Genomic DNA, 20,287 nt, shown 5'->3' with positions numbered 1-20,287 from the left:
AACAATGATTAAAAAAATATTCTCATGGTTCGAGTCCCGCATCGACCCTTATCCCGAAGCCGCTCCGAAAACGCCAGAAAAAGGGTTGTGGCGGTTTATTTGGAGCAACATTGAAGGCGTGCGCAAATGGATTGCCGTGTTGGCCGTGTTTACGGTCGGCGTCGGCATCATGGAAGCCTTGATGTTCCAATTTATGGGTAAGGTAGTCGACTGGCTCGGCACTTATACGCCGCAAACGCTGTTTGTCGAAAAAGGCCATGCATTAATCGGCATGATGGCCATGGTGGCATTTTTTGCCGTTTGGACCTTTTTCGCTTCCAATGTGCGCCTGCAAACCCTGCAAGGCGTGTTCCCCATGCGCCTGCGCTGGAATTTCCACCGCCTGATGCTGGGTCAAAGCCTGGGCTTTTATCAGGACGAATTTGCAGGACGCGTGTCCGCCAAAGTGATGCAAACCGCGCTGGCGCTGCGCGATGTCGTGATGACCGTCGCCGATATGGTTGTGTATGTGCTGGTGTACTTCATCACTTCCGGCGTGATTCTGTCCTCATTCGATGCCTGGCTTATCGTGCCGTTTATCTGCTGGATGATTGGATTCGCGATGATTATGCGCTTCCTGATTCCCAAACTCGGCAAAACCGCTGCACGCCAAGCTGATGCGCGCTCGTTGATGACCGGCCGCATTACCGACGCCTATTCCAATATCGCTACTGTCAAACTCTTCTCCCACGGCGCACGCGAGGCCGCTTATGCCAAGCAGTCGATGGAAGAGTTTATGGTAACCGTCCATGCCCAAATGCGTTTGGCAACGCTGCTGTATACCTGCAGTTTTATCGTCAACAGCTCGCTGACCGTCGGTACGACCGCCTTGGGTATTTGGCTTTGGTATCACGGCCAAGTCGGCGTAGGCGCGGTAGCCACCGCCACGGCCATGGCATTGCGTGTGAACGGTTTGTCGCAATACATCATGTGGGAATCCGCCCGATTGTTTGAAAACATCGGTACCGTCAACGACGGCATGGCTACCCTGTCCAAACCCCACACCATCCTCGACAAACCGCAAGCCCTGCCGCTTAAAGTCACCCGAGGCGAAATCAAGTTTGATCACGTCGATTTCTCCTACGAAGCAGGCAAACCGCTCCTCAACGGCTTTAATCTGAACATCAAACCCGGCGAAAAAGTCGGCTTGATCGGCCGCAGCGGCGCGGGCAAATCCACCATCGTCAACCTGCTCCTGCGCTTTTACGAACCGCAAAGCGGCACGATTTCGATCGACGGCCAAAACGTGGACAGCGTTACCCAAGAAAGTCTGCGCGCCCAAATCGGTTTGGTGACGCAAGATACCTCCCTGCTGCACCGCTCCGTGCGCGACAACATTATCTACGGTCGTCCCGATGCGACCGAAGCCGAAATGATTTCTGCCGCCGAACGCGCCGAGGCCACCGGTTTTATTCCTAACTTAAGCGATGCCAAAGGCCGACGCGGCTATGATGCGCACGTTGGCGAACGCGGCGTGAAACTTTCCGGCGGCCAACGCCAACGCATCGCCATCGCCCGCGTTATGCTTAAAGACGCGCCGATTCTATTGCTTGACGAAGCCACCAGCGCGCTTGACTCCGAAGTCGAAGCCGCCATCCAAGAAAGCCTCGACAAAATGATGGAAGGCAAAACCGTGATTGCCATCGCCCACCGCCTCTCCACCATCGCTGCGATGGACCGCCTCATCGTCTTGGACAAAGGCCGCATCATCGAAGAAGGCAGCCACACCGAGTTGCTCGAGAAACAAGGCCTGTATGCCAAACTTTGGGCGCACCAAAGCGGCGGCTTCTTGAGTGAGCATGTCGAGTGGGAAAACAATTAAACGCTTTGAAAGAAGATAAAAGGCCGTCTGAAAACATTTTCAGACGGCCTTTATTAATGAAGCAAAGGGTAGGTGGGATAACCGCCCTTTTTTAGTTGAAACCTTTTAGTTGTTTACAGTCCCAGCGACCAAGCATTTTGGTGTTCGGACAAGTCTTCCAAGCGGTTTTCGTAATGGGCGAAGATTTCTTCGATAATCTCGTCTTCGTCGTCGATGACTCGGATCAGGTTCAAATCCTCTTCCAAAATCAGGTTTCTGCCCAGCAACTGCTCGCGTATCCAGTCCAACAGCCCTGCCCAAAATGCTTTGCCCACTAAGATAATCGGGCGGTCGGGCGTTTTGCCGGTTTGCACCAAAGTCAGGCTTTCAAACAATTCGTCCAACGTGCCGAAACCGCCGGGCATGACGACATATGCTACGGCGTGTTTGACGAACATGACTTTGCGCGGGAAGAAGTGTTGGAATTTAATCGACAAATCCTGATAGGGATTGGCTTTTTGCTCGTGCGGCAACACGATATTCAGCCCCACCGCCGGACTTGCGCCTGCAAACGCGCCTTTGTTGGCCGCTTCCATAATGCCCGGACCGCCGCCGGAAATGACGGAAAATCCGGCATCCGACAGCTTGCGTGCCAAGCGCAATGTGAACTCGTAGTCGGGATGGTTTTCGGGCGTACGCGCGCTGCCGTAAATGCTGACGGCTGGTTGAATGGCGCGCAATTCTTCGCCGGCTTCGACAAATTCGGAAATAATCTTCAATACATGATACGACTCACGCGCCTGAATATCGCGGCGGGTTTCGTCGGGCAGCATGGGTTTGGGCAGTTTTTTGAGCAGGCTCACGGCTTTTCCTTCGTGTTTTTATGTGCGGTATTGTAACCCGAAAGGGGCGAGCCGTCTGAAAGTTGGGTTTCGGCGGCAAGTGTGCCTGCTACATTTTCAAAAGCCCGTTACAATATCTGCTTTTATTTTCACTGCTCCGCCATGCTAGATATTATCCACCGCGACAGCCGCACCATCGCCGTCAACAAACCTGCCGGAATGCTGGTGCACCGAAGCTGGTTAGACAAACACGAAACCCGTTTTGCCGTGCAGACCCTGCGCGACCAAATCGGACAGCACGTCTATCCCGTCCACCGCCTCGACCGTCCGACTTCCGGCGTCTTGCTGTTTGCCCTCGATACGGAAGCCGCACGGTTATTGACGCAGCAGTTTGAAAACAAAACCATCGAAAAAACTTATTGGGCGATTGTTCGCGGTCATCTGCCTTCAGACGGCCTGATTGATTACGCCCTCAAATATATGCCCGACAAAATCGCTGAAGCGCAGACCGAAGCCACATTGCAGGAAGCGCAAACTGCCTACCGCTGTCTGGCACAAACCGAGTTGCCGTTCCAATCCGCCCTGCGTTACCCGACCTCGCGTTATTCGTGGGCCGAACTCACGCCGCACACCGGCCGCAAACACCAACTCCGCCGCCATATGAAACACATTTTCCACCCCATCGTCGGCGACACCAACTACGGCGATTTGCGCCAAAACCATGCCGTTGCCGAACATATCGGCACGCAACGCTTAATGTTGCACGCGCGAAGCCTCAGTTTTCAAAGCATAGAAGACGGCAGCCGGATGACCGTGCAAGCGCCTATAGACAACGACTGGCGGCTTTGGATGGAAAAATTCAAAACCGAGGCCGTCTGAAAACCCGAACCGCACATTTTCAGACGGCCCGGTCATGGAAAAAAACAGGCAAATCCCTTACAATACGCCCCTAAAATTTTGAAAGAACACAAGAATCATGGAAGCCGAAGTAATCAACCAGCTTAACAACACCCTAAACGACCTGGAGAAGCGCAGCGAAGACATCCGCGTCTATATGGACTACCAAGGCAAAAAAGACCGCCTTGAAGAAGTCGTCGGCCTCTCCGAAGCCCCGGAACTGTGGAACGACCCCAAACGCGCCCAAGAAATCGGCAAAGAGCGCAAAATCCTCGAAGGCATCGTGGTAACCCTCGACAACATCGCCACAGGCATCGAAGACAACCGTATGTTGATCGAAATGGCTGTTGAAGAAAACGACGAAGAAGGTTTCGCCGCCGTGCAGGAAGATGTGGCCGGTTTGGAAAAACAAATGGCCGACCTCGAATTCAAACGAATGTTCAACCAGCCTGCCGATCCGAACAACTGCTTTATCGACATTACCGCAGGCGCAGGCGGTACGGAAGCCGAAGACTGGGCAGGCATGCTGTTCCGCATGTACAGCCGTTACGCCGAGCGCAAAGGCTTCAAAATCGAAATCCTTGAGGAAGACGACGGCGAAATCGCAGGTATCAACCGCGCCACCATCCGCGTGGAAGGCGAATACGCCTACGGCTTGCTGCGTACCGAAACCGGCGTTCACCGCTTGGTGCGATACTCGCCGTTTGACTCCAACAACAAACGCCATACGTCTTTTTCATCCGTGTTCGTGTACCCCGAAATCGACGACTCCATCGAAATCGAAATCAACCCGGCCGATTTGCGTATCGACACCTATCGCGCATCCGGTGCCGGTGGTCAGCACATTAACAAAACCGACTCTGCCGTGCGTATTACCCACGAGCCGACAGGGATTGTAGTGCAATGTCAAAACGACCGCTCGCAACACGCCAACAAAGCTGCCGCGATGGAAATGTTGAAATCCAAACTGTACGAATTGGAAATGCGCAAACGCAACGAAGAGAAACAGGCGTTGGAAGAAGGCAAATCCGATGTGGGTTGGGGCAGCCAAATCCGCTCATACGTTTTGGACTCCTCACGCATCAAAGACTTGCGTACAGGCTACGAAGTCGGCAACACCAAAGCCGTATTGGACGGCGACTTGGACGGCTTCATCGAAGCCAGCCTGAAACAAGGTGTGTAAACCGTAAGAGATAAACAGGCCGTCTGAAAGGTTCCAGACGGCCTGTTTGTTGTTGAATATGGCAGTAACTATATCCACTCCGATGATTTATATTTCCAGCGGGTAAAAGGTTTTATCTATTTGAATAAGCTAAAGTCTTATCAGTCTAAATGGAATGCCGAACGCCGTAAATATATCCGTTTTCGGCCGCATGAAAAATACAATATAGCAAATCTAAAAATTAATAGGTTTTTGAATATGTAGGGCATGACGGAGATGGCCGCGATATGCTTGTTATGTAGCTATTGAGTTCTTTTTTAAATGCGAATATTAATCTTTCTGTAAGAATATGCTTTTTAATGTTTTGCAAATGCAAAGATTGACGGTAATATATGGCTTCCATAAAAATGATTGGTAGGTATAACAGGCCGTCTGAAGCCTGAGCCTGTCTAATATATAGGAGAACTCATAATGTCCGGTCAAAAGCCATCTTCTGCCGAGAAAACTTTCTTCGGCCATCCTTTGCAATTATCCACCCTATTCCACATTGAGCTGTGGGAACGCTTTTCCTTCTACGGTATGCAGGGCATCCTGCTGATTTATCTATATTACGCCGCGAATCAAGGCGGTTTGGGTATGGATAAGGCTTTGGCCGGCGGTATCGTTGGCGCATACGGCGGCAGCGTTTACCTGTCCACCATTCTCGGCGCATGGTTGGCCGACCGCATTTGGGGCGCGGAACGTACCCTGTTTATCGCCGGTATCGTCGTGATGACCGGCCATATTTTATTGGCGATTGTGCCGGGCTTAATGGGATTGCTGTTGGGCTTGGTGTTTATCGCGCTGGGCAGCGGCGGCGTGAAATCGTCTGCCGGTTCGATGGTCGGCTCTTTGTATGAACGGGACGACCTGCGCGAATTACGCGATGCCGGTTTCTCCATTTTCTATATTTCCATCAATATCGGCGGTTTCTTAGGCCCTTTGTTGACCGGTATTTTGCAAGACAGAATGGGATTCCATTACGGTTTCGGCGCGGCGGCCGTCGGTATGGCATTTGGCCTGCTGTGGTATTCGCGCGGCCGTAAAAACCTGCCGCATACGCCGGCTCCGAATCCGTTGCGCCCTGAAAAGGTTCAGACTGCAATAGCTGTCGGCGTGTTGCTGGTTTTGGTGTTGGGCAGCGTGATTGCTTCCGGCGTGCTCAATCTTGAGAACTTTTCACGCTGGCTTTTGGGCGTGGTCATTATCACCGTTATCGCTTATTTTGCACGCTTGCTGGGCAGCAGCCAAGTTGAGGCAGCCAATAAACGTTACATCATGGCCTATATTCCGCTGTTTTTGACTATTTGTATGTTCTGGGCGGTTTGGTTTCAGGTGTACACCGTTGCAACGGTTTATTTTGACGAAACGGTTGACCGTACTTTCTTCGGCTTTACCGTGCCTGTTTCATGGAAAGATTCGATACAGGCCATGTGGGTGGTTCTCTTTTCCGGCGTGATGGCCACGGTGTGGACGAAAATGGGCAAACGCCAACCTAAAACACCGTTGAAGTTTGCACTGGCCATGTTGGTAACCGGCGCCTCTTATTTGTGTTTCATTCCGTATATTTCATCCGAGACCCCGATGCCGATTATCGTGTTTATGCTGATGTTGCTGGCAATTACGATAGGCGAGTTGATGCTGTCGCCGATTTCGCTGTCGTTTTCCACCAAAATCGCACCGAGCATGTTTAAAACACAAATGGTTGCGTTGAATTTCTTAGCATTGTCCATTGGCTTTACCTTGGGCGGAGTGTTGTTTAAAGACTACTACAATGCTCAGTCGCCATTGGATTTCTACTGGATGCTGGCCACCATCGGCGCAGTAACCTGCGGTATCCTGCTGGTACTCACCCCAGTATTGAACCGCATGCTCAAAGGTGTCGATTGATTTTTCTATTTAAAATAATGTGATGTACACAGGCCGTCTGAAAAGAATCAGTTTTCAGACGGCCTGATGTTTTTATTGAGGTTTGGAAAAGGGTGGTTTTCCATATTTTTGAAGCAAATCGGACAGGCAGAAAATCCAAATTAAATGATACATGATTAAACTGAAATTAAAATTGTGAAATATTAAATAAGAATAAGAATTGTTCTCATAACTTTATTGAATTTATTAGGGTTTTTTTACTGATTTGCTGATATTTACCTTTAAATGGCTTTTGAAATTCGATAAAATGGTAACCTATTTTTAAGATTTGTCTGTCAACCAGTTAGGTACGACCATGTTGGCCAGTTATTTTCCCGTCCTCGTATTCATCCTCGTCGGTCTTGCAGCCGGCGTGCTGTTTATTCTGCTCGGCACAATTTTAGGCCCGAAACGTCACTATGCCGAAAAAGACGCGGCTTACGAATGCGGTTTTGAAGCCTTTGAAAACGCAAGGATGAAATTCGACGTGCGCTATTACCTCGTCGCCATCCTCTTCATCCTGTTTGATTTGGAGGTCGCGTTCATGTTGCCGTGGGCAGTCGTGTTCAAAGATTTGGGCGCGTACGGCTTCTGGTCTATGCTGGTGTTTATCGTCGTTTTGACGGTAGGCTTTATTTACGAATGGAAAAAAGGTGCGCTGGAATGGGAATAGAAGGCGTTTTGAAAAAAGGTTTCATCACCACCAGCGCGGATACGGTGTTGAACTATATGCGTACCGGTTCATTGTGGCCGGTTACTTTCGGCTTGGCCTGCTGCGCCGTGGAAATGATGCATGCGGGTATGGCGCGTTATGACCTTGACCGTTTCGGTATCATTTTCCGTCCGTCCCCACGTCAGGCCGATCTGATGATTGTGGCAGGTACGCTGACCAACAAAATGGCGCCAGCCCTGCGCCGTGTATACGACCAGCTCGCCGAGCCGCGCTGGGTGTTGTCTATGGGTTCGTGTGCCAACGGCGGCGGCTATTATCACTATTCTTATTCCGTTGTGCGCGGTGCCGACCGCGTCGTGCCGGTAGACGTTTATGTGCCGGGTTGTCCGCCGACTGCGGAAGCCCTGATTTACGGCCTGATTCAGCTCCAACAAAAAATCAAGCGCACTTCCACCATCGCGCGTGACGAGTAAGGAGAAGACGATATGGCAAGCATTCAAAACTTATATGAGACCGTCGTCGGCGTGCTTGGCGATCAGGCAGGCAAAGTCATTTCAGCTTTGGGCGAGATTACCGTCGAGTGTCTGCCCGAACACTATATTTCCGTCATGACCGCATTGCGCGACCATGAAGACTTGCATTTCGAGCTTCTGGTTGACTTGTGCGGTGTCGATTACAGCACTTACAAAAACGAAGTATGGCAGGGCAAACGCTTTGCCGTTGTCAGTCAGCTGCTTTCCGTTAAAAACAATCAACGCATCCGCGTACGCGTCTGGGTTTCAGACGACGACTTCCCCGTAGTCGAATCCGTAGTCGATATTTACAACAGCGCGGATTGGTACGAACGCGAAGCCTTCGATATGTACGGCATCATGTTCAACAACCACCCGGACTTGCGTCGCATCCTGACCGATTACGGTTTCGTCGGACATCCGTTCCGCAAAGACTTCCCGATTTCCGGCTATGTGGAAATGCGTTACGACGAAGAGCAAAAACGCGTGATTTACCAACCTGTTACCATTGAGCCGCGCGAGATCACGCCGCGTATCGTCCGTGAGGAGAACTACGGTGGCCAATAAATTAAGAAACTACACCATCAACTTCGGCCCGCAACACCCTGCGGCGCACGGCGTATTGCGTATGATTTTGGAGTTGGAGGGCGAAACCATCGTCCGTGCCGACCCACATATCGGCCTCCTGCACCGCGGTACTGAAAAACTGGCTGAAACCAAAACCTATCTGCAAGCCCTGCCCTATATGGACCGCTTGGACTATGTTTCCATGATGGTCAATGAGCAGGCGTATTGTTTGGCAGTAGAAAAACTTGCCGGTATCGATGTGCCTATCCGCGCCCAATACATCCGCGTGATGTTTGCCGAAGTAACGCGCATTCTCAATCACTTGATGGGCATCGGTTCGCATGCCTTCGACATTGGCGCGATGACCGCCATCCTCTACGCCTTCCGCGACCGCGAAGAGCTGATGGACTTGTACGAAGCCGTTTCCGGCGCGCGTATGCACGCAGCCTATTTCCGTCCCGGTGGCGTTTACCGCGACCTGCCCGACTTCATGCCTAAATACGAGAGCAGCAAATTCCGCAACGCCAAAGTATTGAAGCAGCTCAACGAATCCCGTGAAGGCACCATGCTCGACTTTATCGACGCCTTCTGCGAGCGCTTCCCGAAAAACATCGACACACTCGAAACCCTCCTGACCGACAACCGTATTTGGAAACAGCGTACCGTCGGCATCGGCGTTGTCACTCCTGAGCGCGCCATGCAAAAAGGCTTTACCGGCGTTATGTTGCGCGGTTCCGGCGTGGAATGGGACGTGCGTAAGACACAGCCTTACGAAGTGTACGACAAAATGGATTTCGACATCCCCGTCGGCATCAACGGCGACTGCTACGACCGCTACCTCTGCCGTATGGAAGAAATGCGTCAATCCGTACGCATCATCAAACAATGTTCCGAGTGGTTGCGTGTTAATCCGGGTCCGGTCATTACCACAAACCACAAATTCGCTCCGCCCAAACGTACCGAAATGAAAACAGGTATGGAAGACCTGATTCACCATTTCAAACTCTTTACCGAAGGTATGCACGTTCTCGAGGGCGAGACCTACACCGCTGTCGAACATCCGAAAGGCGAGTTCGGCGTTTACATCATTTCAGACGGCGCAAACAAACCCTACCGCCTGAAAATCCGCGCACCCGGCTTCGCCCATCTGCAAGGCATGGACGAAATGGCAAAAGGCCACATGCTGGCCGACGTCGTTGCCATCATCGGCACGCAAGACATCGTATTCGGGGAAGTGGACAGGTAAGCCGTAAAAAAAACAGCCTGCACTTTTCAGGCTGCCTGAAAGCTGGGCAAACAAATACGAGGAATATTAGAAATGAATTTTTGGCATATGCAGATGCATCCAACTGGCGAAATGGAATTTTCTGAAAACATTGATTGGATTTTAGAACACAAAAAAATCATCGGTTTGGGACAGTGGAAAGGCGGAGAAGGTCAAATTGCCGCATTTATCAATGAAATTCAGGTTAATGACATTGTTGCGCTAAAACGCGGTCAAGAATTGATTGCGCTTGTTCAAGTTACCGGCGGAGCATATAAGGTTACCGATGATGCAAATCCGGAAACTGCATGGATTGTGAACCGCCGTCCTATCCGCGTATTGGATTGGGCGATTGACCCAAAAATATTAAAACAGCCGCGCGGTACACTAAACCGCTGCGCCAATGATGATGTGGAAACCACTCAAACCATTAAACAATGGTATGAAGCCGTAGTGAAATCATTTGCAAAACGAAGAGTGGATTTAACCGTTTAAATTAGTCTTCAGGCAGTCTGAAACCTGCCCATCATTTTATCGAGAATAAAACCATGTTATCCGCACAATCGTTGCAACAAATCGACACAGAACTGGCCAAATACCCAGCTGATTGCCACCGCTCCGCCATTATGGGTGCGCTGCGTATTGCCCAGACCGAAAAAGGCTGGCTTGCTCCTGAGACCATCGCCTTTGTCGCAAACTATATCGGCATCTCGCCTGCACAAGCCTACGAAGTCGCTACTTTCTACAATATGTACGACCTTGAGCCTGTCGGCAAATACAAACTGACCGTTTGTACCAACCTGCCCTGCGCCCTGCGCGGCGGTATGGCTACCGGCGAATACCTCAAACAAAAACTCGGTATCGGCTACGGTGAAACCACGCCTGACGGCAAATTTACCCTTGTCGAAGGCGAATGTATGGGCGCATGCGGCGACGCTCCGGTTATGCTGGTCAACAACCACAGCATGTGCAGCTTTATGACCGAAGAAGCGATTGACAAGAAACTTGCCGAACTGAAATAAAAGGCCGTCTGAAAACAACGGCTGCAACCTATACGAAAACAAACAGGCACACCAAAAATGGCTATTTACCAATCAGGCGTGATTTTTGACCAAGTGGATACCGCCAATCCCGATTGCTGGACATTGGACGAATACGTCAAACGTGGCGGCTATACCGCCCTGCGTAAAATCCTGTCCGAAAACATCTCGCAAACCGATGTGATTGACGAAGTCAAAACCTCCGGTTTGCGCGGTCGTGGCGGTGCGGGCTTCCCGACCGGTTTGAAATGGAGCTTTATGCCCCGTTCCTTCCCGGGCGAAAAATATGTGGTTTGTAACACCGACGAAGGCGAGCCGGGTACATTTAAAGACCGCGACATCATCATGTTCAATCCTCATGCCTTGATTGAAGGCATGATTATTGCCGGTTACGCGATGGGTGCGAAAGCCGGCTACAACTATATCCACGGCGAAATTTTTGAAGGCTACCAACGTTTTGAGGCCGCTTTGGAGCAGGCGCGTGCCGCAGGCTTTTTGGGTAAAAATATTTTAGGCTCGGATTTTGAATTTGAACTCTTCGCCCACCACGGCTACGGCGCATATATTTGCGGCGAAGAAACCGCATTGCTCGAATCGCTGGAAGGCAAAAAAGGCCAGCCTCGCTTTAAGCCGCCATTCCCTGCTTCGTTCGGCCTGTACGGCAAACCGACTACCATCAACAATACTGAAACGTTCTCCTCTGTCCCCTTCATTATCCGCGACGGCGGACAGACATTTGCCGATAAAGGTATTCCGAATGCAGGCGGTACCAAATTGTTCTGTATTTCCGGTCATGTCGAGCGTCCGGGCAACTATGAAGTGCCATTGGGTACACCGTTTGCCGAAGTCCTGAAAATGGCGGGCGGTATGCGCGGCGGTAAAAAACTCAAGGCCGTTATTCCCGGCGGTTCGTCCGCGCCAGTTTTGCCTGCCGATATCATGATGCAGACCAATATGGACTATGACTCGATTTCCAAAGCCGGCTCGATGCTGGGTTCCGGCGCGATTATCGTCATGGACGAAGACGTGTGCATGGTGAAAGCCCTTGAGCGCCTGAGCTACTTCTACTACGACGAGTCTTGCGGCCAATGTACGCCTTGTCGTGAAGGTACGGGCTGGCTTTACCGCATCGTCCACCGCATCGTAGAAGGCAAAGGCCGCATGGAAGACTTGGATTTGCTGGATTCTGTCGGTAACCAAATGGCAGGCCGCACCATCTGCGCCCTTGCCGATGCCGCCGTCTTCCCTGTCCGCAGCTTTACCAAGCATTTCCGTGATGAGTTTGTGCATTACATCGAACACGGCGGACCGATGAAACCGAATAAGTGGTGCTAAGTTTTTCAGACGGCCTCTAAAAGAATTATTTATTAAATACACGTAACTAGGAACGAACCATGTTACAAATCGAAATCGACGGCAAACAGGTATCTGTGGAGCAGGGCGCGACGGTGATTGAAGCCGCGCACAAGCTCGGTACTTATATCCCGCATTTCTGTTACCACAAAAAACTTTCCATCGCCGCCAACTGCCGTATGTGTTTGGTGGACGTGGAAAAAGCCCCCAAACCCCTGCCCGCCTGTGCCACGCCGGTTACAGACGGCATGATTGTGCGTACGCATTCGGCAAAAGCCCGAGAGGCTCAAGAAGGCGTGATGGAGTTCTTGCTCATCAACCATCCGCTTGACTGTCCGACCTGCGACCAAGGCGGCGAATGCCAGTTGCAGGATTTGGCGATGGGCTACGGCAAAACCACCAGCCGTTATACTGAAGAAAAACGTTCCGTCGTCGGCAAGGACATGGGGCCTTTGGTTTCCGCCGAGGAAATGAGCCGTTGTATCCACTGTACCCGTTGCGTTCGTTTCACTGAAGAAATCGCCGGCGTGCAAGAAATCGCTATGGCCAACCGCGGCGAACATTCCGAGATCATGCCTTTTATCGGCAAAGCGGTGGAAACCGAATTGTCAGGCAACGTCATCGATTTGTGTCCTGTCGGCGCATTGACCAGCAAACCGTTCCGCTTCAACGCGCGTACTTGGGAGCTAAACCGCCGCAAATCCGTTTCCGCCCATGATGCTTTGGGCAGCAACCTGATTGTGCAAACCAAAGACCATACCGTCCGCCGTGTGTTGCCGCTGGAAAACGAAGCCATCAACGAATGCTGGCTGTCCGACCGCGACCGTTTTGCCTACGAAGGCCTGTATCACGAAAGCCGTCTGAAAAACCCGAAAATCAAACAGGGCGGCGAGTGGATGGACGTGGATTGGAAAACCGCGTTGGAATATGTCCGCAGCGCGATTGAATGTATCGCCAAAGACGGCAACCAAAACCAAGTCGGCGTTTGGGCCAATCCGATGAATACGGTTGAAGAGCTGTATCTGGCCAAAAAACTTGCCGACGGTTTGGGTGTTAAAAACTTTGCAACCCGTTTGCGCCAACAAGACAAACGTCTTTCAGACGGCCTTAAAGGCGCGCAATGGTTGGGACAAAGCATTGAATCTTTGGCTGACAACGATGCCGTATTGGTAGTCGGAGCGAACTTACGCAAAGAACAGCCGCTCCTGACCGCCCGCCTGCGCCGCGCCGCCAAAGACCGTATGGCCTTGAGCGTATTGGCCAGCAGTAAAGAAGAATTGTTTATGCCGCTTCTGTCTCAAGAAGCCGTACATCCCGACGAGTGGGCAGGCCGTCTGAAAAACCTGTCTGCCAATGCGGAACACGCAGTTACCGCCAGCCTGAAAAATGCTGAAAAAGCAGCAGTGATTTTAGGAGCGGAAGTGCAAAACCATCCTGATTACGCCGCCATTTATGCTGCCGCGCAAGAGCTGGCTGACGCGACCGGCGCAGTGCTGGGCATTTTGCCGCAAGCCGCCAACAGCGTTGGTGCGGATGTCTTGGGCGTGAACTCCGGCGAGAGCGTTGCCGAAATGGCAAATGCGCAGAAACAGGCAGTCTTGCTGCTCAACGTCGAGCCTGAAATCGATACGGTTGACGGTGCAAAAGCCGTAGCTGCCTTGAAACAGGCGAAAAGCGTGATGGCGTTTACACCGTTTGTCAGCGAAACGCTGCTGGACGTGTGCGACGTATTGTTGCCGATTGCGCCGTTTACCGAAACATCAGGCAGCTTCATCAATATGGAAGGCCGTCTGCAATCTTTCCACGGCGTGGTACAAGGCTTCGGCGATTCGCGTCCGATGTGGAAAGTGTTGCGCGTATTAGGCAACCTGTTTGACCTGAAAGGTTTTGAATACCACGATACCGCTGCGATTCTGAAAGATGCGCTGGATGCAGAAAGTCTGCCGTCCAAACTGGACAACCGCAGCACATGGACAGGGGAGGGCATTCAGACGGCCTCAGACCGTCTCGTCCGTGTCGGCGGCGTCGGTATTTATCACACTGATTCTATCGTACGCCGTTCCGCACCGTTGCAAGAAACCAGCCATGCCGCCGTGCCTGCTGCGCGTGTAAATCCAAATACTTTGGCACGCTTGGGCCTGCAAGACGGACAAACCGCTATCGCCAAACAAAACGGCGCAAGCGTATCGGTTGACGTCAAAGCTGATGCCGGTTTGCCTGAAAACGTGGTGCATCTGCCGCTGCATACCGAAAATGCCGCGCTGGGTGCGTTGATGGACACTATTGAACTGGCGGGAGCTTGATCATGCAAGAATGGTTCCAAAACCTCTTTGCCGCAACGCTCGGTCTGGGCGATTTGGGTATCACCGTAGGTTTGGTGGTATCTGTCATCGTCAAAATCGTGATTATCCTGATTCCGCTGATTCTGACCGTTGCCTACCTGACGTATTTCGAACGTAAAGTCATCGGCTTTATGCAGCTTCGCGTCGGCCCGAACGTAACCGGCCCGTGGGGCCTGATTCAGCCGTTTGCCGACGTGTTCAAACTCTTGTTTAAAGAGGTAACCCGTCCGAAGCTGTCAAACAAAGCCCTGTTCTATATCGGCCCGATTATGTCGCTTGCACCGTCTTTTGCGGCGTGGGCGGTGATTCCGTTCAACGAAGAATGGGTGCTGACCAATATCAATATCGGCCTTTTGTACATCCTGATGATTACCTCGCTGTCGGTTTACGGCGTGATCATCGCGGGCTGGGCTTCCAACTCCAAATATTCGTTCTTGGGCGCAATGCGTGCTTCCGCACAAAGCATTTCCTACGAGATTGCCATGAGTGCCGCGCTGGTGTGCGTCGTGATGGTGTCGGGCAGCATGAACTTCTCCGACATCGTTGCCGCGCAAGCCAAAGGTATTGCCGGCGGTTCGGTATTCTCTTGGAACTGGCTGCCGCTCTTCCCAATCTTCATCGTCTATCTGATTTCCGCCGTTGCCGAAACCAACCGCGCGCCGTTTGACGTGGCAGAGGGTGAATCTGAAATCGTTGCCGGTCACCACGTTGAATATTCCGGCTTCGCATTCGCGCTGTTCTTCCTTGCCGAATACATTTTCATGATTCTGATTGCCGCTCTGACATCGCTGATGTTCCTCGGCGGCTGGTTGTCTCCGTTCCCGCAAAGCTGGGGCTTTATCGGTACGCCTTCCGCATTCTGGATGTTTGTGAAAATGGCGGCGGTTCTGTACTGGTATCTGTGGATCCGTGCAACTTTCCCACGCTACCGTTACGACCAAATCATGCGTTTGGGCTGGAAAGTGCTGATTCCGATCGGCTTCGCCTACATCGTGGTTTTGGGTGTGTGGATGATTTCACCGCTGAATTTGTGGAAATAGGGCAGGGAGGCCGTCTGAAAGTTTTCAGGTAGCCTGAACCCCAAATTTTTAACCGTTTCAAACCGAGAGAAACCGATGAAAGCTCAATGCCTGTGCGGCGCAGTATCACTGGAAACCGCCGAAAACCGCGAACTCCACGCCTGCCATTGCGGGAAATGCCGCACATGGGGCAGCGGCGCGTCTTTTACTTTGGCCGCCCGGTCGCCCGAAATCACAGGCAGCGAGCACATCGCGCATTATCAGTCGTCCGAATGGGCGCAACGCTGTTTTTGCAAACACTGCGGCACACACCTGTTTGTGCAGGTTGGCAACGATTATTACATCAACGCCGGGCTGTTTGCCGACAACGCGGGCTTTGAAACTACCTCACAAATCTTTATTGATTGCAAAGCTCCGTATTATGACTTGGCCAACGATACCCCGAAGCTGACCGAAGCCGAGTTTTTAGAAATGGTGGGCGCGGCAGGTTAAAAAAACCGCTTTCAGACGGCCTGTAAACAGAACAATCCGAAAAGAGCATCCGAAAATGGCTAATTTAGTAAAAACCTTCCTGCTGGGCGAATTGGTGAAAGGCATGGGCGTAACGCTCAAAAACTTCTTCGCCCGCAAAGACACGATTTACTTCCCCGAAGAAAAAACGCCGCAATCCGTGCGTTTCCGCGGCCTGCACGCGCAACGCCGTTATCCGAACGGCGAAGAGCGCTGTATTGCGTGTAAATTGTGCGAGGCAGTTTGTCCAGCAATGGCGATTAACATTGAATCGGAAGAACGCGAAGACGGCACCCGCCGCACCAAGCGTTACGACATCGACCTGACCAAGTGTATCTTCTGCGGTTTCTGCGAAGAGGCCTGCCCGACCGATGCGATTGTAGAAACCCATATTTTTGAATACCACGGCGAGAAAAAAGGCGACTTGCACATGACCAAGCCGATTCTTTTGGCCATTGGCGACAAATACGAAGCTGAAATCGCCAAACGCAAAGCCGCTGACGCGCCGTATCGTTAAGGAGCAGACGAATGACTTTTTCTGCGATTCTGTTCTATATTCTTGCCGCTATCGTTTTGTACGGTGCGGTTCGTACCGTCACCGCTAAAAACCCTGTTCACGCCGCTTTGCATCTGGTGCTGACCTTCTGCGTGAGCGCGATGCTTTGGATGCTGATGCAGGCCGAATTCTTGGGCGTGACGCTGGTGGTGGTTTACGTCGGCGCCGTGATGGTGTTGTTCTTGTTCGTTGTAATGATGTTGAACATCGACATTGAGGAAATGCGCGCCGGTTTCTGGCGTCATGCGCCTGTTGCCGGTGTGGTTGGCACATTGTTGGCGGTTACCCTGATCCTGATTTTGGTCAACCCGAAAACCGACCTTGCCGCATTTGGCCTGATGAAAGACATTCCGGCCGATTACAACAATATCCGCGATTTGGGCAGCCGTATTTATACCGACTATCTGTTGCCGTTTGAATTGGCGGCGGTATTGCTGCTGTTGGGTATGGTAGCCGCGATTGCTCTGGTTCACCGTAAAACGGTTAATCCGAAACGCATGGATCCTGCCGACCAAGTTAAAGTACGCGCCGATCAAGGCCGTATGCGTCTGGTGAAAATGGAAGCGGTCAAACCGCAAGTCGAATCTGCCGAAGAAAGCGAAGTTTCAGACGGCCTCAAGCCGGAAGGGGAGGGCAAAGCATGATTACCTTGACGCATTATTTGGTATTGGGTGCGCTCCTGTTCGGTATCAGCGCAATGGGTATCTTTATGAACCGCAAAAACGTGCTGGTATTGCTGATGTCCATCGAGCTGATGCTCTTGGCGGTGAACTTCAACTTTATCGCCTTTTCGCAACATCTAGGCGATACCGCCGGACAGATTTTCGTATTCTTCGTACTGACCGTTGCTGCTGCCGAATCCGCCATCGGTTTGGCGATTATGGTGCTGGTGTATCGCAACCGACAAACGATTAATGTTGCCGATTTGGACGAGTTGAAAGGGTAGGGCGGATGCCGTCTGAACAAACCGATCAAGCGAATATCGAGCAATGGGTGTTTAAGCCGCGTTCGCTTTTAGTTTTGTGCTGGGTTGCTGTCCCATTTTTCCTGTCGATTTGGCTGGTGTGGTTTGCGTTTGCATGGGCTGGGCGGTTGGGCTGGCTGTTTGGCTTATTGTCGGTTTTGTGTGCGGGTATCGGGATTGCCGGATGGAAGATGTGGCAAAATTCGCGCCGCAATACGGGCAGAGATCGGGAATTCATACGTTTGGACGAAGACGGTTTGTCTTATTGCATACACGGCTGTGGGGCGGGTAAGGTGAAATACACATGGATACGCTCTGTGTATCAAGTTCATACAAGGGGCTGTCAAGGCATTGCGGTGGAATACCGTAGACCTGAAACAGGCGTGGTTTTGGATACAATAATGCTGACTGACCTAGACCGCTTGGACTTAGATAGGAACGGTTTCAAATTGGCAGATCCACGCGACATCATCACTAAAGCGATTAGGGCGCGTTGCCAAGACAGGCAGCTTTATCGGATTTGAATGCTGTTGCACGGTTTGGCTGAAAATCTGAAGCCTGTAAGGAAAAAAATTTAAGGTTGGACAACCTGCCTTATGGCGTGAGGTCGTCTGAAAACCAAGACAAAGTAGATTGGTCGGATTAGGGAATCCGACCGACAAAACAAACATAGATTTTTAAATCAAAAAGGTTCATCCAAAATGAACGACATGACTTTATATCTCATCATTGCCCTCGTGCCTTTGGCAGGCTCGCTGATTGCGGGTTTGTTCGGCAATAAAATCGGACGTGCCGGCGCGCATACGGTTACGATACTCGGCGTGGCGGTGTCCGCCGTGTTGTCGGCTTATGTGCTGTGGGGCTTTATCGACGGCAGCCGCGCCAAGTTTGACGAGAATGTCTATACCTGGCTGACGATGGGCGGTTTGGATTTTTCCGTCGGCTTCTTGGTCGATACGATGACGGCGATGATGATGGTCGTGGTCACCGGCGTATCGCTGATGGTACATATCTACACCATCGGCTATATGCACGATGAAAAAGTCGGCTACCAACGCTTCTTCAGCTACATTTCTTTATTTACTTTCAGCATGTTGATGCTGATTATGAGCAACAACTTCATCCAGCTCTTTTTCGGTTGGGAAGCTGTGGGCTTGGTGTCGTATCTCTTGATCGGTTTCTATTTCAAACGTCCGAGCGCGATTTTTGCCAACCTGAAAGCCTTTTTGGTTAACCGTGTCGGCGACTTCGGCTTTTTGCTCGGTATCGGCTTGGTGCTTGCCTATTTCGGCGGCAGCCTGCGCTATCAAGATGTATTCGCTTATCTGCCTAATGTTCAGACGGCCACCATTCAACTGTTCCCCGGTGTGGAATGGTCTTTGATTACCGTAACCTGTTTGCTGTTGTTTGTGGGTGCGATGGGTAAATCAGCGCAATTCCCGCTACACGTTTGGCTGCCTGATTCGATGGAAGGCCCGACACCGATTTCCGCGTTGATTCACGCCGCAACCATGGTTACCGCCGGTCTGTTCATGGTATCGCGTATGTCGCCGATTTATGAGATGAGCAGCACTGCGCTGTCTGTCATCATGGTAATCGGTGCGATTACTGCCCTGTTTATGGGTTTCTTGGGCGTGATTCAAAACGACATCAAACGTGTGGTTGCGTATTCTACCCTGTCGCAACTGGGCTACATGACCGTGGCTCTGGGCGCGTCCGCCTATTCCGTGGCGATGTTCCATGTGATGACTCACGCTTTCTTTAAAGCCTTGCTGTTCTTGGCTGCAGGTAGCGCGATTATCGGTATGCACCATGACCAAGATATGCGCCACATGGGCAACCTGAAAAAATACATGCCGATTACTTGGCTGACCATGCTGATCGGTAACTTGTCGCTGATCGGTACGCCGTTCTTCTCCGGCTTCTATTCCAAAGATTCGATTATCGAAGCGGCGAAATACAGCACCCTGCCGGGCAGTGGCTTTGCCTATTTTGCGGTCCTTGCCAGTGTGTTTGTTACTGCGTTCTACGCGTTCCGCCAATACTTTATGGTGTTCCACGGTGAAGAGAAATGGCGCAACCTGCCTGAGCATCATGACGATCATCATGGCGAAGAGCATCACGGCTTGGGCAAAAACGACAATCCGCACGAAAGCCCGTTGGTTGTTACCCTGCCTTTGATTCTGCTGGCCATTCCGTCCGTTATCATCGGCTACGTTGCCATTGAGCCTATGCTTTACGGCGATTTCTTTAAAGACGTAATCTTTGTCAATGCCGACGCGCATCCGACCATGCACATCATGAAGGAAGAGTTCCACGGCGCATTGGCAATGGTGTCACACAGCCTGCATTCGCCTGTACTCTACCTTGCTATCGCAGGTGTCTTAAGCGCATGGCTCCTGTACGTCAAACTGCCGCACCTGCCAGCGAAAATTGCACAGGCGTTCCGTCCGATTTACGTTTTGTTTGAAAACAAATACTACCTCGACGCCCTGTATTTCAACGTCTTCGCTAAAGGCACGCGCGCATTGGGTACCTTCTTCTGGAAAGTCGGCGATACCGCCATTATCGACAACGGTATTGTCAACGGCTCCGCCAAACTGGTCGGCGCGATTGCTGCGCAAGTGCGTAAAGCCCAAACCGGCTTTATCTACACCTACGCCGCTGCTATGGTATTCGGCGTATTGGTACTGCTCGGCATGACCTTCTGGGGATTGTTCCGATAAGAATAAGGTTTCAGACGGTCTTAAACCTTCAGGCCGTCTGAAACGAAGAAATATCCACATAAACACATTTTTA

The 20,287-nt window shown here is 51.5% G+C and carries 20 protein-coding genes; 19 read left to right on the top strand and 1 reads right to left on the bottom strand.

What is annotated here, in order from left to right:
* Positions 1-4: 4 nt before the first annotated feature.
* Positions 5-1,861: an ABC transporter ATP-binding protein gene (locus ACTHSN_RS09205; protein WP_440365274.1), complete on the top strand. Its 1,857-nt coding sequence runs from the start codon at positions 5-7 to the stop codon at positions 1,859-1,861.
* A gap of 113 nt (positions 1,862-1,974) precedes the next feature.
* On the opposite strand, the gene ACTHSN_RS09200 is transcribed toward ACTHSN_RS09205, so the two are convergent.
* Positions 1,975-2,703: a TIGR00730 family Rossman fold protein gene (locus ACTHSN_RS09200; protein WP_003686578.1), complete on the bottom strand. Its 729-nt coding sequence runs from the start codon at positions 2,701-2,703 to the stop codon at positions 1,975-1,977.
* Between the two features lie 141 nt (positions 2,704-2,844).
* Between ACTHSN_RS09200 and truC the strand changes: the two genes are divergently transcribed.
* From truC to nuoL, 18 genes are all read left to right on the top strand, one after another.
* Positions 2,845-3,561, top strand: a complete 717-nt coding sequence (truC, locus tag ACTHSN_RS09195) for a tRNA pseudouridine(65) synthase TruC (RefSeq protein ID WP_049328752.1) — start codon at positions 2,845-2,847, stop codon at positions 3,559-3,561.
* Positions 3,562-3,658: 97 nt separating this feature from the next.
* Entirely contained in the window at positions 3,659-4,762 is a 1,104-nt protein-coding gene (prfB, locus tag ACTHSN_RS09190; protein ID WP_440365273.1) for a peptide chain release factor 2, read from the top strand.
* Positions 4,763-5,212: 450 nt separating this feature from the next.
* Positions 5,213-6,670 (top strand): oligopeptide:H+ symporter, encoded by a 1,458-nt coding sequence (locus ACTHSN_RS09185; RefSeq protein WP_440365272.1) that lies wholly within the window; start codon positions 5,213-5,215, stop codon positions 6,668-6,670.
* Positions 6,671-7,004: 334 nt separating this feature from the next.
* The gene (locus tag ACTHSN_RS09180; protein WP_003686600.1) at positions 7,005-7,361 is read left to right on the top strand and encodes an NADH-quinone oxidoreductase subunit A; all 357 of its coding nucleotides are present in this window, start codon (positions 7,005-7,007) and stop codon (positions 7,359-7,361) included.
* On the top strand, positions 7,352-7,834 hold the full coding sequence (locus ACTHSN_RS09175; RefSeq protein WP_002215610.1) for a NuoB/complex I 20 kDa subunit family protein: 483 nt from the start codon (positions 7,352-7,354) through the stop codon (positions 7,832-7,834). Before ACTHSN_RS09180 ends, ACTHSN_RS09175 begins: the two co-directional genes overlap by 10 nt.
* A 12-nt stretch (positions 7,835-7,846) precedes the next feature.
* The gene (locus ACTHSN_RS09170; RefSeq protein WP_049335744.1) at positions 7,847-8,440 is read left to right on the top strand and encodes an NADH-quinone oxidoreductase subunit C; all 594 of its coding nucleotides are present in this window, start codon (positions 7,847-7,849) and stop codon (positions 8,438-8,440) included.
* Positions 8,430-9,686 carry an NADH dehydrogenase (quinone) subunit D gene (gene nuoD / locus ACTHSN_RS09165; RefSeq protein WP_049335746.1) on the top strand — a complete coding sequence of 419 codons (1,257 nt, stop codon included), beginning with the start codon at positions 8,430-8,432 and terminating at the stop codon, positions 9,684-9,686. Before ACTHSN_RS09170 ends, nuoD begins: the two co-directional genes overlap by 11 nt.
* Positions 9,687-9,758: 72 nt before the next feature.
* Complete coding sequence (locus tag ACTHSN_RS09160) at positions 9,759-10,199, top strand: hypothetical protein (RefSeq protein WP_049335747.1); 441 nt, start codon at positions 9,759-9,761, stop codon at positions 10,197-10,199.
* Between the two features lie 53 nt (positions 10,200-10,252).
* Positions 10,253-10,726 carry an NADH-quinone oxidoreductase subunit NuoE gene (gene nuoE / locus ACTHSN_RS09155; protein WP_049335750.1) on the top strand — a complete coding sequence of 158 codons (474 nt, stop codon included), beginning with the start codon at positions 10,253-10,255 and terminating at the stop codon, positions 10,724-10,726.
* 57 nt (positions 10,727-10,783) lie between these two features.
* Positions 10,784-12,079 carry an NADH-quinone oxidoreductase subunit NuoF gene (gene nuoF, locus ACTHSN_RS09150; RefSeq protein ID WP_049335752.1) on the top strand — a complete coding sequence of 432 codons (1,296 nt, stop codon included), beginning with the start codon at positions 10,784-10,786 and terminating at the stop codon, positions 12,077-12,079.
* Positions 12,080-12,138: 59 nt separating this feature from the next.
* Positions 12,139-14,400, top strand: a complete 2,262-nt coding sequence (gene nuoG / locus ACTHSN_RS09145; protein WP_049335754.1) for an NADH-quinone oxidoreductase subunit NuoG — start codon at positions 12,139-12,141, stop codon at positions 14,398-14,400.
* Between the two features lie 2 nt (positions 14,401-14,402).
* Complete coding sequence (gene nuoH / locus ACTHSN_RS09140; RefSeq protein WP_002228932.1) at positions 14,403-15,479, top strand: NADH-quinone oxidoreductase subunit NuoH; 1,077 nt, start codon at positions 14,403-14,405, stop codon at positions 15,477-15,479.
* 75 nt (positions 15,480-15,554) lie between these two features.
* Positions 15,555-15,950, top strand: a complete 396-nt coding sequence (locus tag ACTHSN_RS09135; RefSeq protein WP_003676990.1) for a GFA family protein — start codon at positions 15,555-15,557, stop codon at positions 15,948-15,950.
* Between the two features lie 55 nt (positions 15,951-16,005).
* On the top strand, positions 16,006-16,485 hold the full coding sequence (gene nuoI / locus ACTHSN_RS09130; RefSeq protein WP_002216341.1) for an NADH-quinone oxidoreductase subunit NuoI: 480 nt from the start codon (positions 16,006-16,008) through the stop codon (positions 16,483-16,485).
* 11 nt (positions 16,486-16,496) lie between these two features.
* Positions 16,497-17,168 (top strand): NADH-quinone oxidoreductase subunit J, encoded by a 672-nt coding sequence (locus tag ACTHSN_RS09125; RefSeq protein WP_070606428.1) that lies wholly within the window; start codon positions 16,497-16,499, stop codon positions 17,166-17,168.
* Positions 17,165-17,470, top strand: coding sequence for an NADH-quinone oxidoreductase subunit NuoK (gene nuoK / locus ACTHSN_RS09120; protein ID WP_002215628.1), 306 nt, complete (start codon positions 17,165-17,167; stop codon positions 17,468-17,470). Before ACTHSN_RS09125 ends, nuoK begins: the two co-directional genes overlap by 4 nt.
* Positions 17,471-17,475: 5 nt before the next feature.
* Positions 17,476-18,012: a hypothetical protein gene (locus ACTHSN_RS09115; protein ID WP_070606426.1), complete on the top strand. Its 537-nt coding sequence runs from the start codon at positions 17,476-17,478 to the stop codon at positions 18,010-18,012.
* Between the two features lie 177 nt (positions 18,013-18,189).
* Positions 18,190-20,214 carry an NADH-quinone oxidoreductase subunit L gene (gene nuoL / locus ACTHSN_RS09110; RefSeq protein ID WP_070606423.1) on the top strand — a complete coding sequence of 675 codons (2,025 nt, stop codon included), beginning with the start codon at positions 18,190-18,192 and terminating at the stop codon, positions 20,212-20,214.
* Positions 20,215-20,287 lie beyond the last annotated feature (73 nt).

It is taken from the genome of Neisseria sp. P0009.S010 (genome assembly GCF_051958545.1).
In the GTDB taxonomy this organism is placed as follows: domain Bacteria; phylum Pseudomonadota; class Gammaproteobacteria; order Burkholderiales; family Neisseriaceae; genus Neisseria; species Neisseria subflava_A.
Note: the sequence above shows the minus strand (reverse complement) of the source record. Positions and strands in the feature narration are given on the sequence as shown.

Excerpts from the sequence above, each read along its gene's own strand:
- ACTHSN_RS09205 (WP_440365274.1), top strand. The coding sequence starts at position 5 with ATGATTAAAAAAATATTCTCATGGTTCGAGTCCCGCATCGACCCTTAT.
- truC (WP_049328752.1), top strand. The coding sequence starts at position 2,845 with ATGCTAGATATTATCCACCGCGACAGCCGCACCATCGCCGTCAACAAA.
- prfB (WP_440365273.1), top strand. The coding sequence starts at position 3,659 with ATGGAAGCCGAAGTAATCAACCAGCTTAACAACACCCTAAACGACCTG.
- ACTHSN_RS09185 (WP_440365272.1), top strand. The coding sequence starts at position 5,213 with ATGTCCGGTCAAAAGCCATCTTCTGCCGAGAAAACTTTCTTCGGCCAT.
- ACTHSN_RS09180 (WP_003686600.1), top strand. The coding sequence starts at position 7,005 with ATGTTGGCCAGTTATTTTCCCGTCCTCGTATTCATCCTCGTCGGTCTT.
- ACTHSN_RS09175 (WP_002215610.1), top strand. The coding sequence starts at position 7,352 with ATGGGAATAGAAGGCGTTTTGAAAAAAGGTTTCATCACCACCAGCGCG.
- ACTHSN_RS09170 (WP_049335744.1), top strand. The coding sequence starts at position 7,847 with ATGGCAAGCATTCAAAACTTATATGAGACCGTCGTCGGCGTGCTTGGC.
- ACTHSN_RS09160 (WP_049335747.1), top strand. The coding sequence starts at position 9,759 with ATGAATTTTTGGCATATGCAGATGCATCCAACTGGCGAAATGGAATTT.
- nuoE (WP_049335750.1), top strand. The coding sequence starts at position 10,253 with ATGTTATCCGCACAATCGTTGCAACAAATCGACACAGAACTGGCCAAA.
- nuoF (WP_049335752.1), top strand. The coding sequence starts at position 10,784 with ATGGCTATTTACCAATCAGGCGTGATTTTTGACCAAGTGGATACCGCC.
- nuoG (WP_049335754.1), top strand. The coding sequence starts at position 12,139 with ATGTTACAAATCGAAATCGACGGCAAACAGGTATCTGTGGAGCAGGGC.
- nuoH (WP_002228932.1), top strand. The coding sequence starts at position 14,403 with ATGCAAGAATGGTTCCAAAACCTCTTTGCCGCAACGCTCGGTCTGGGC.
- ACTHSN_RS09135 (WP_003676990.1), top strand. The coding sequence starts at position 15,555 with ATGAAAGCTCAATGCCTGTGCGGCGCAGTATCACTGGAAACCGCCGAA.
- nuoI (WP_002216341.1), top strand. The coding sequence starts at position 16,006 with ATGGCTAATTTAGTAAAAACCTTCCTGCTGGGCGAATTGGTGAAAGGC.
- ACTHSN_RS09125 (WP_070606428.1), top strand. The coding sequence starts at position 16,497 with ATGACTTTTTCTGCGATTCTGTTCTATATTCTTGCCGCTATCGTTTTG.
- nuoK (WP_002215628.1), top strand. The coding sequence starts at position 17,165 with ATGATTACCTTGACGCATTATTTGGTATTGGGTGCGCTCCTGTTCGGT.
- ACTHSN_RS09115 (WP_070606426.1), top strand. The coding sequence starts at position 17,476 with ATGCCGTCTGAACAAACCGATCAAGCGAATATCGAGCAATGGGTGTTT.
- nuoL (WP_070606423.1), top strand. The coding sequence starts at position 18,190 with ATGAACGACATGACTTTATATCTCATCATTGCCCTCGTGCCTTTGGCA.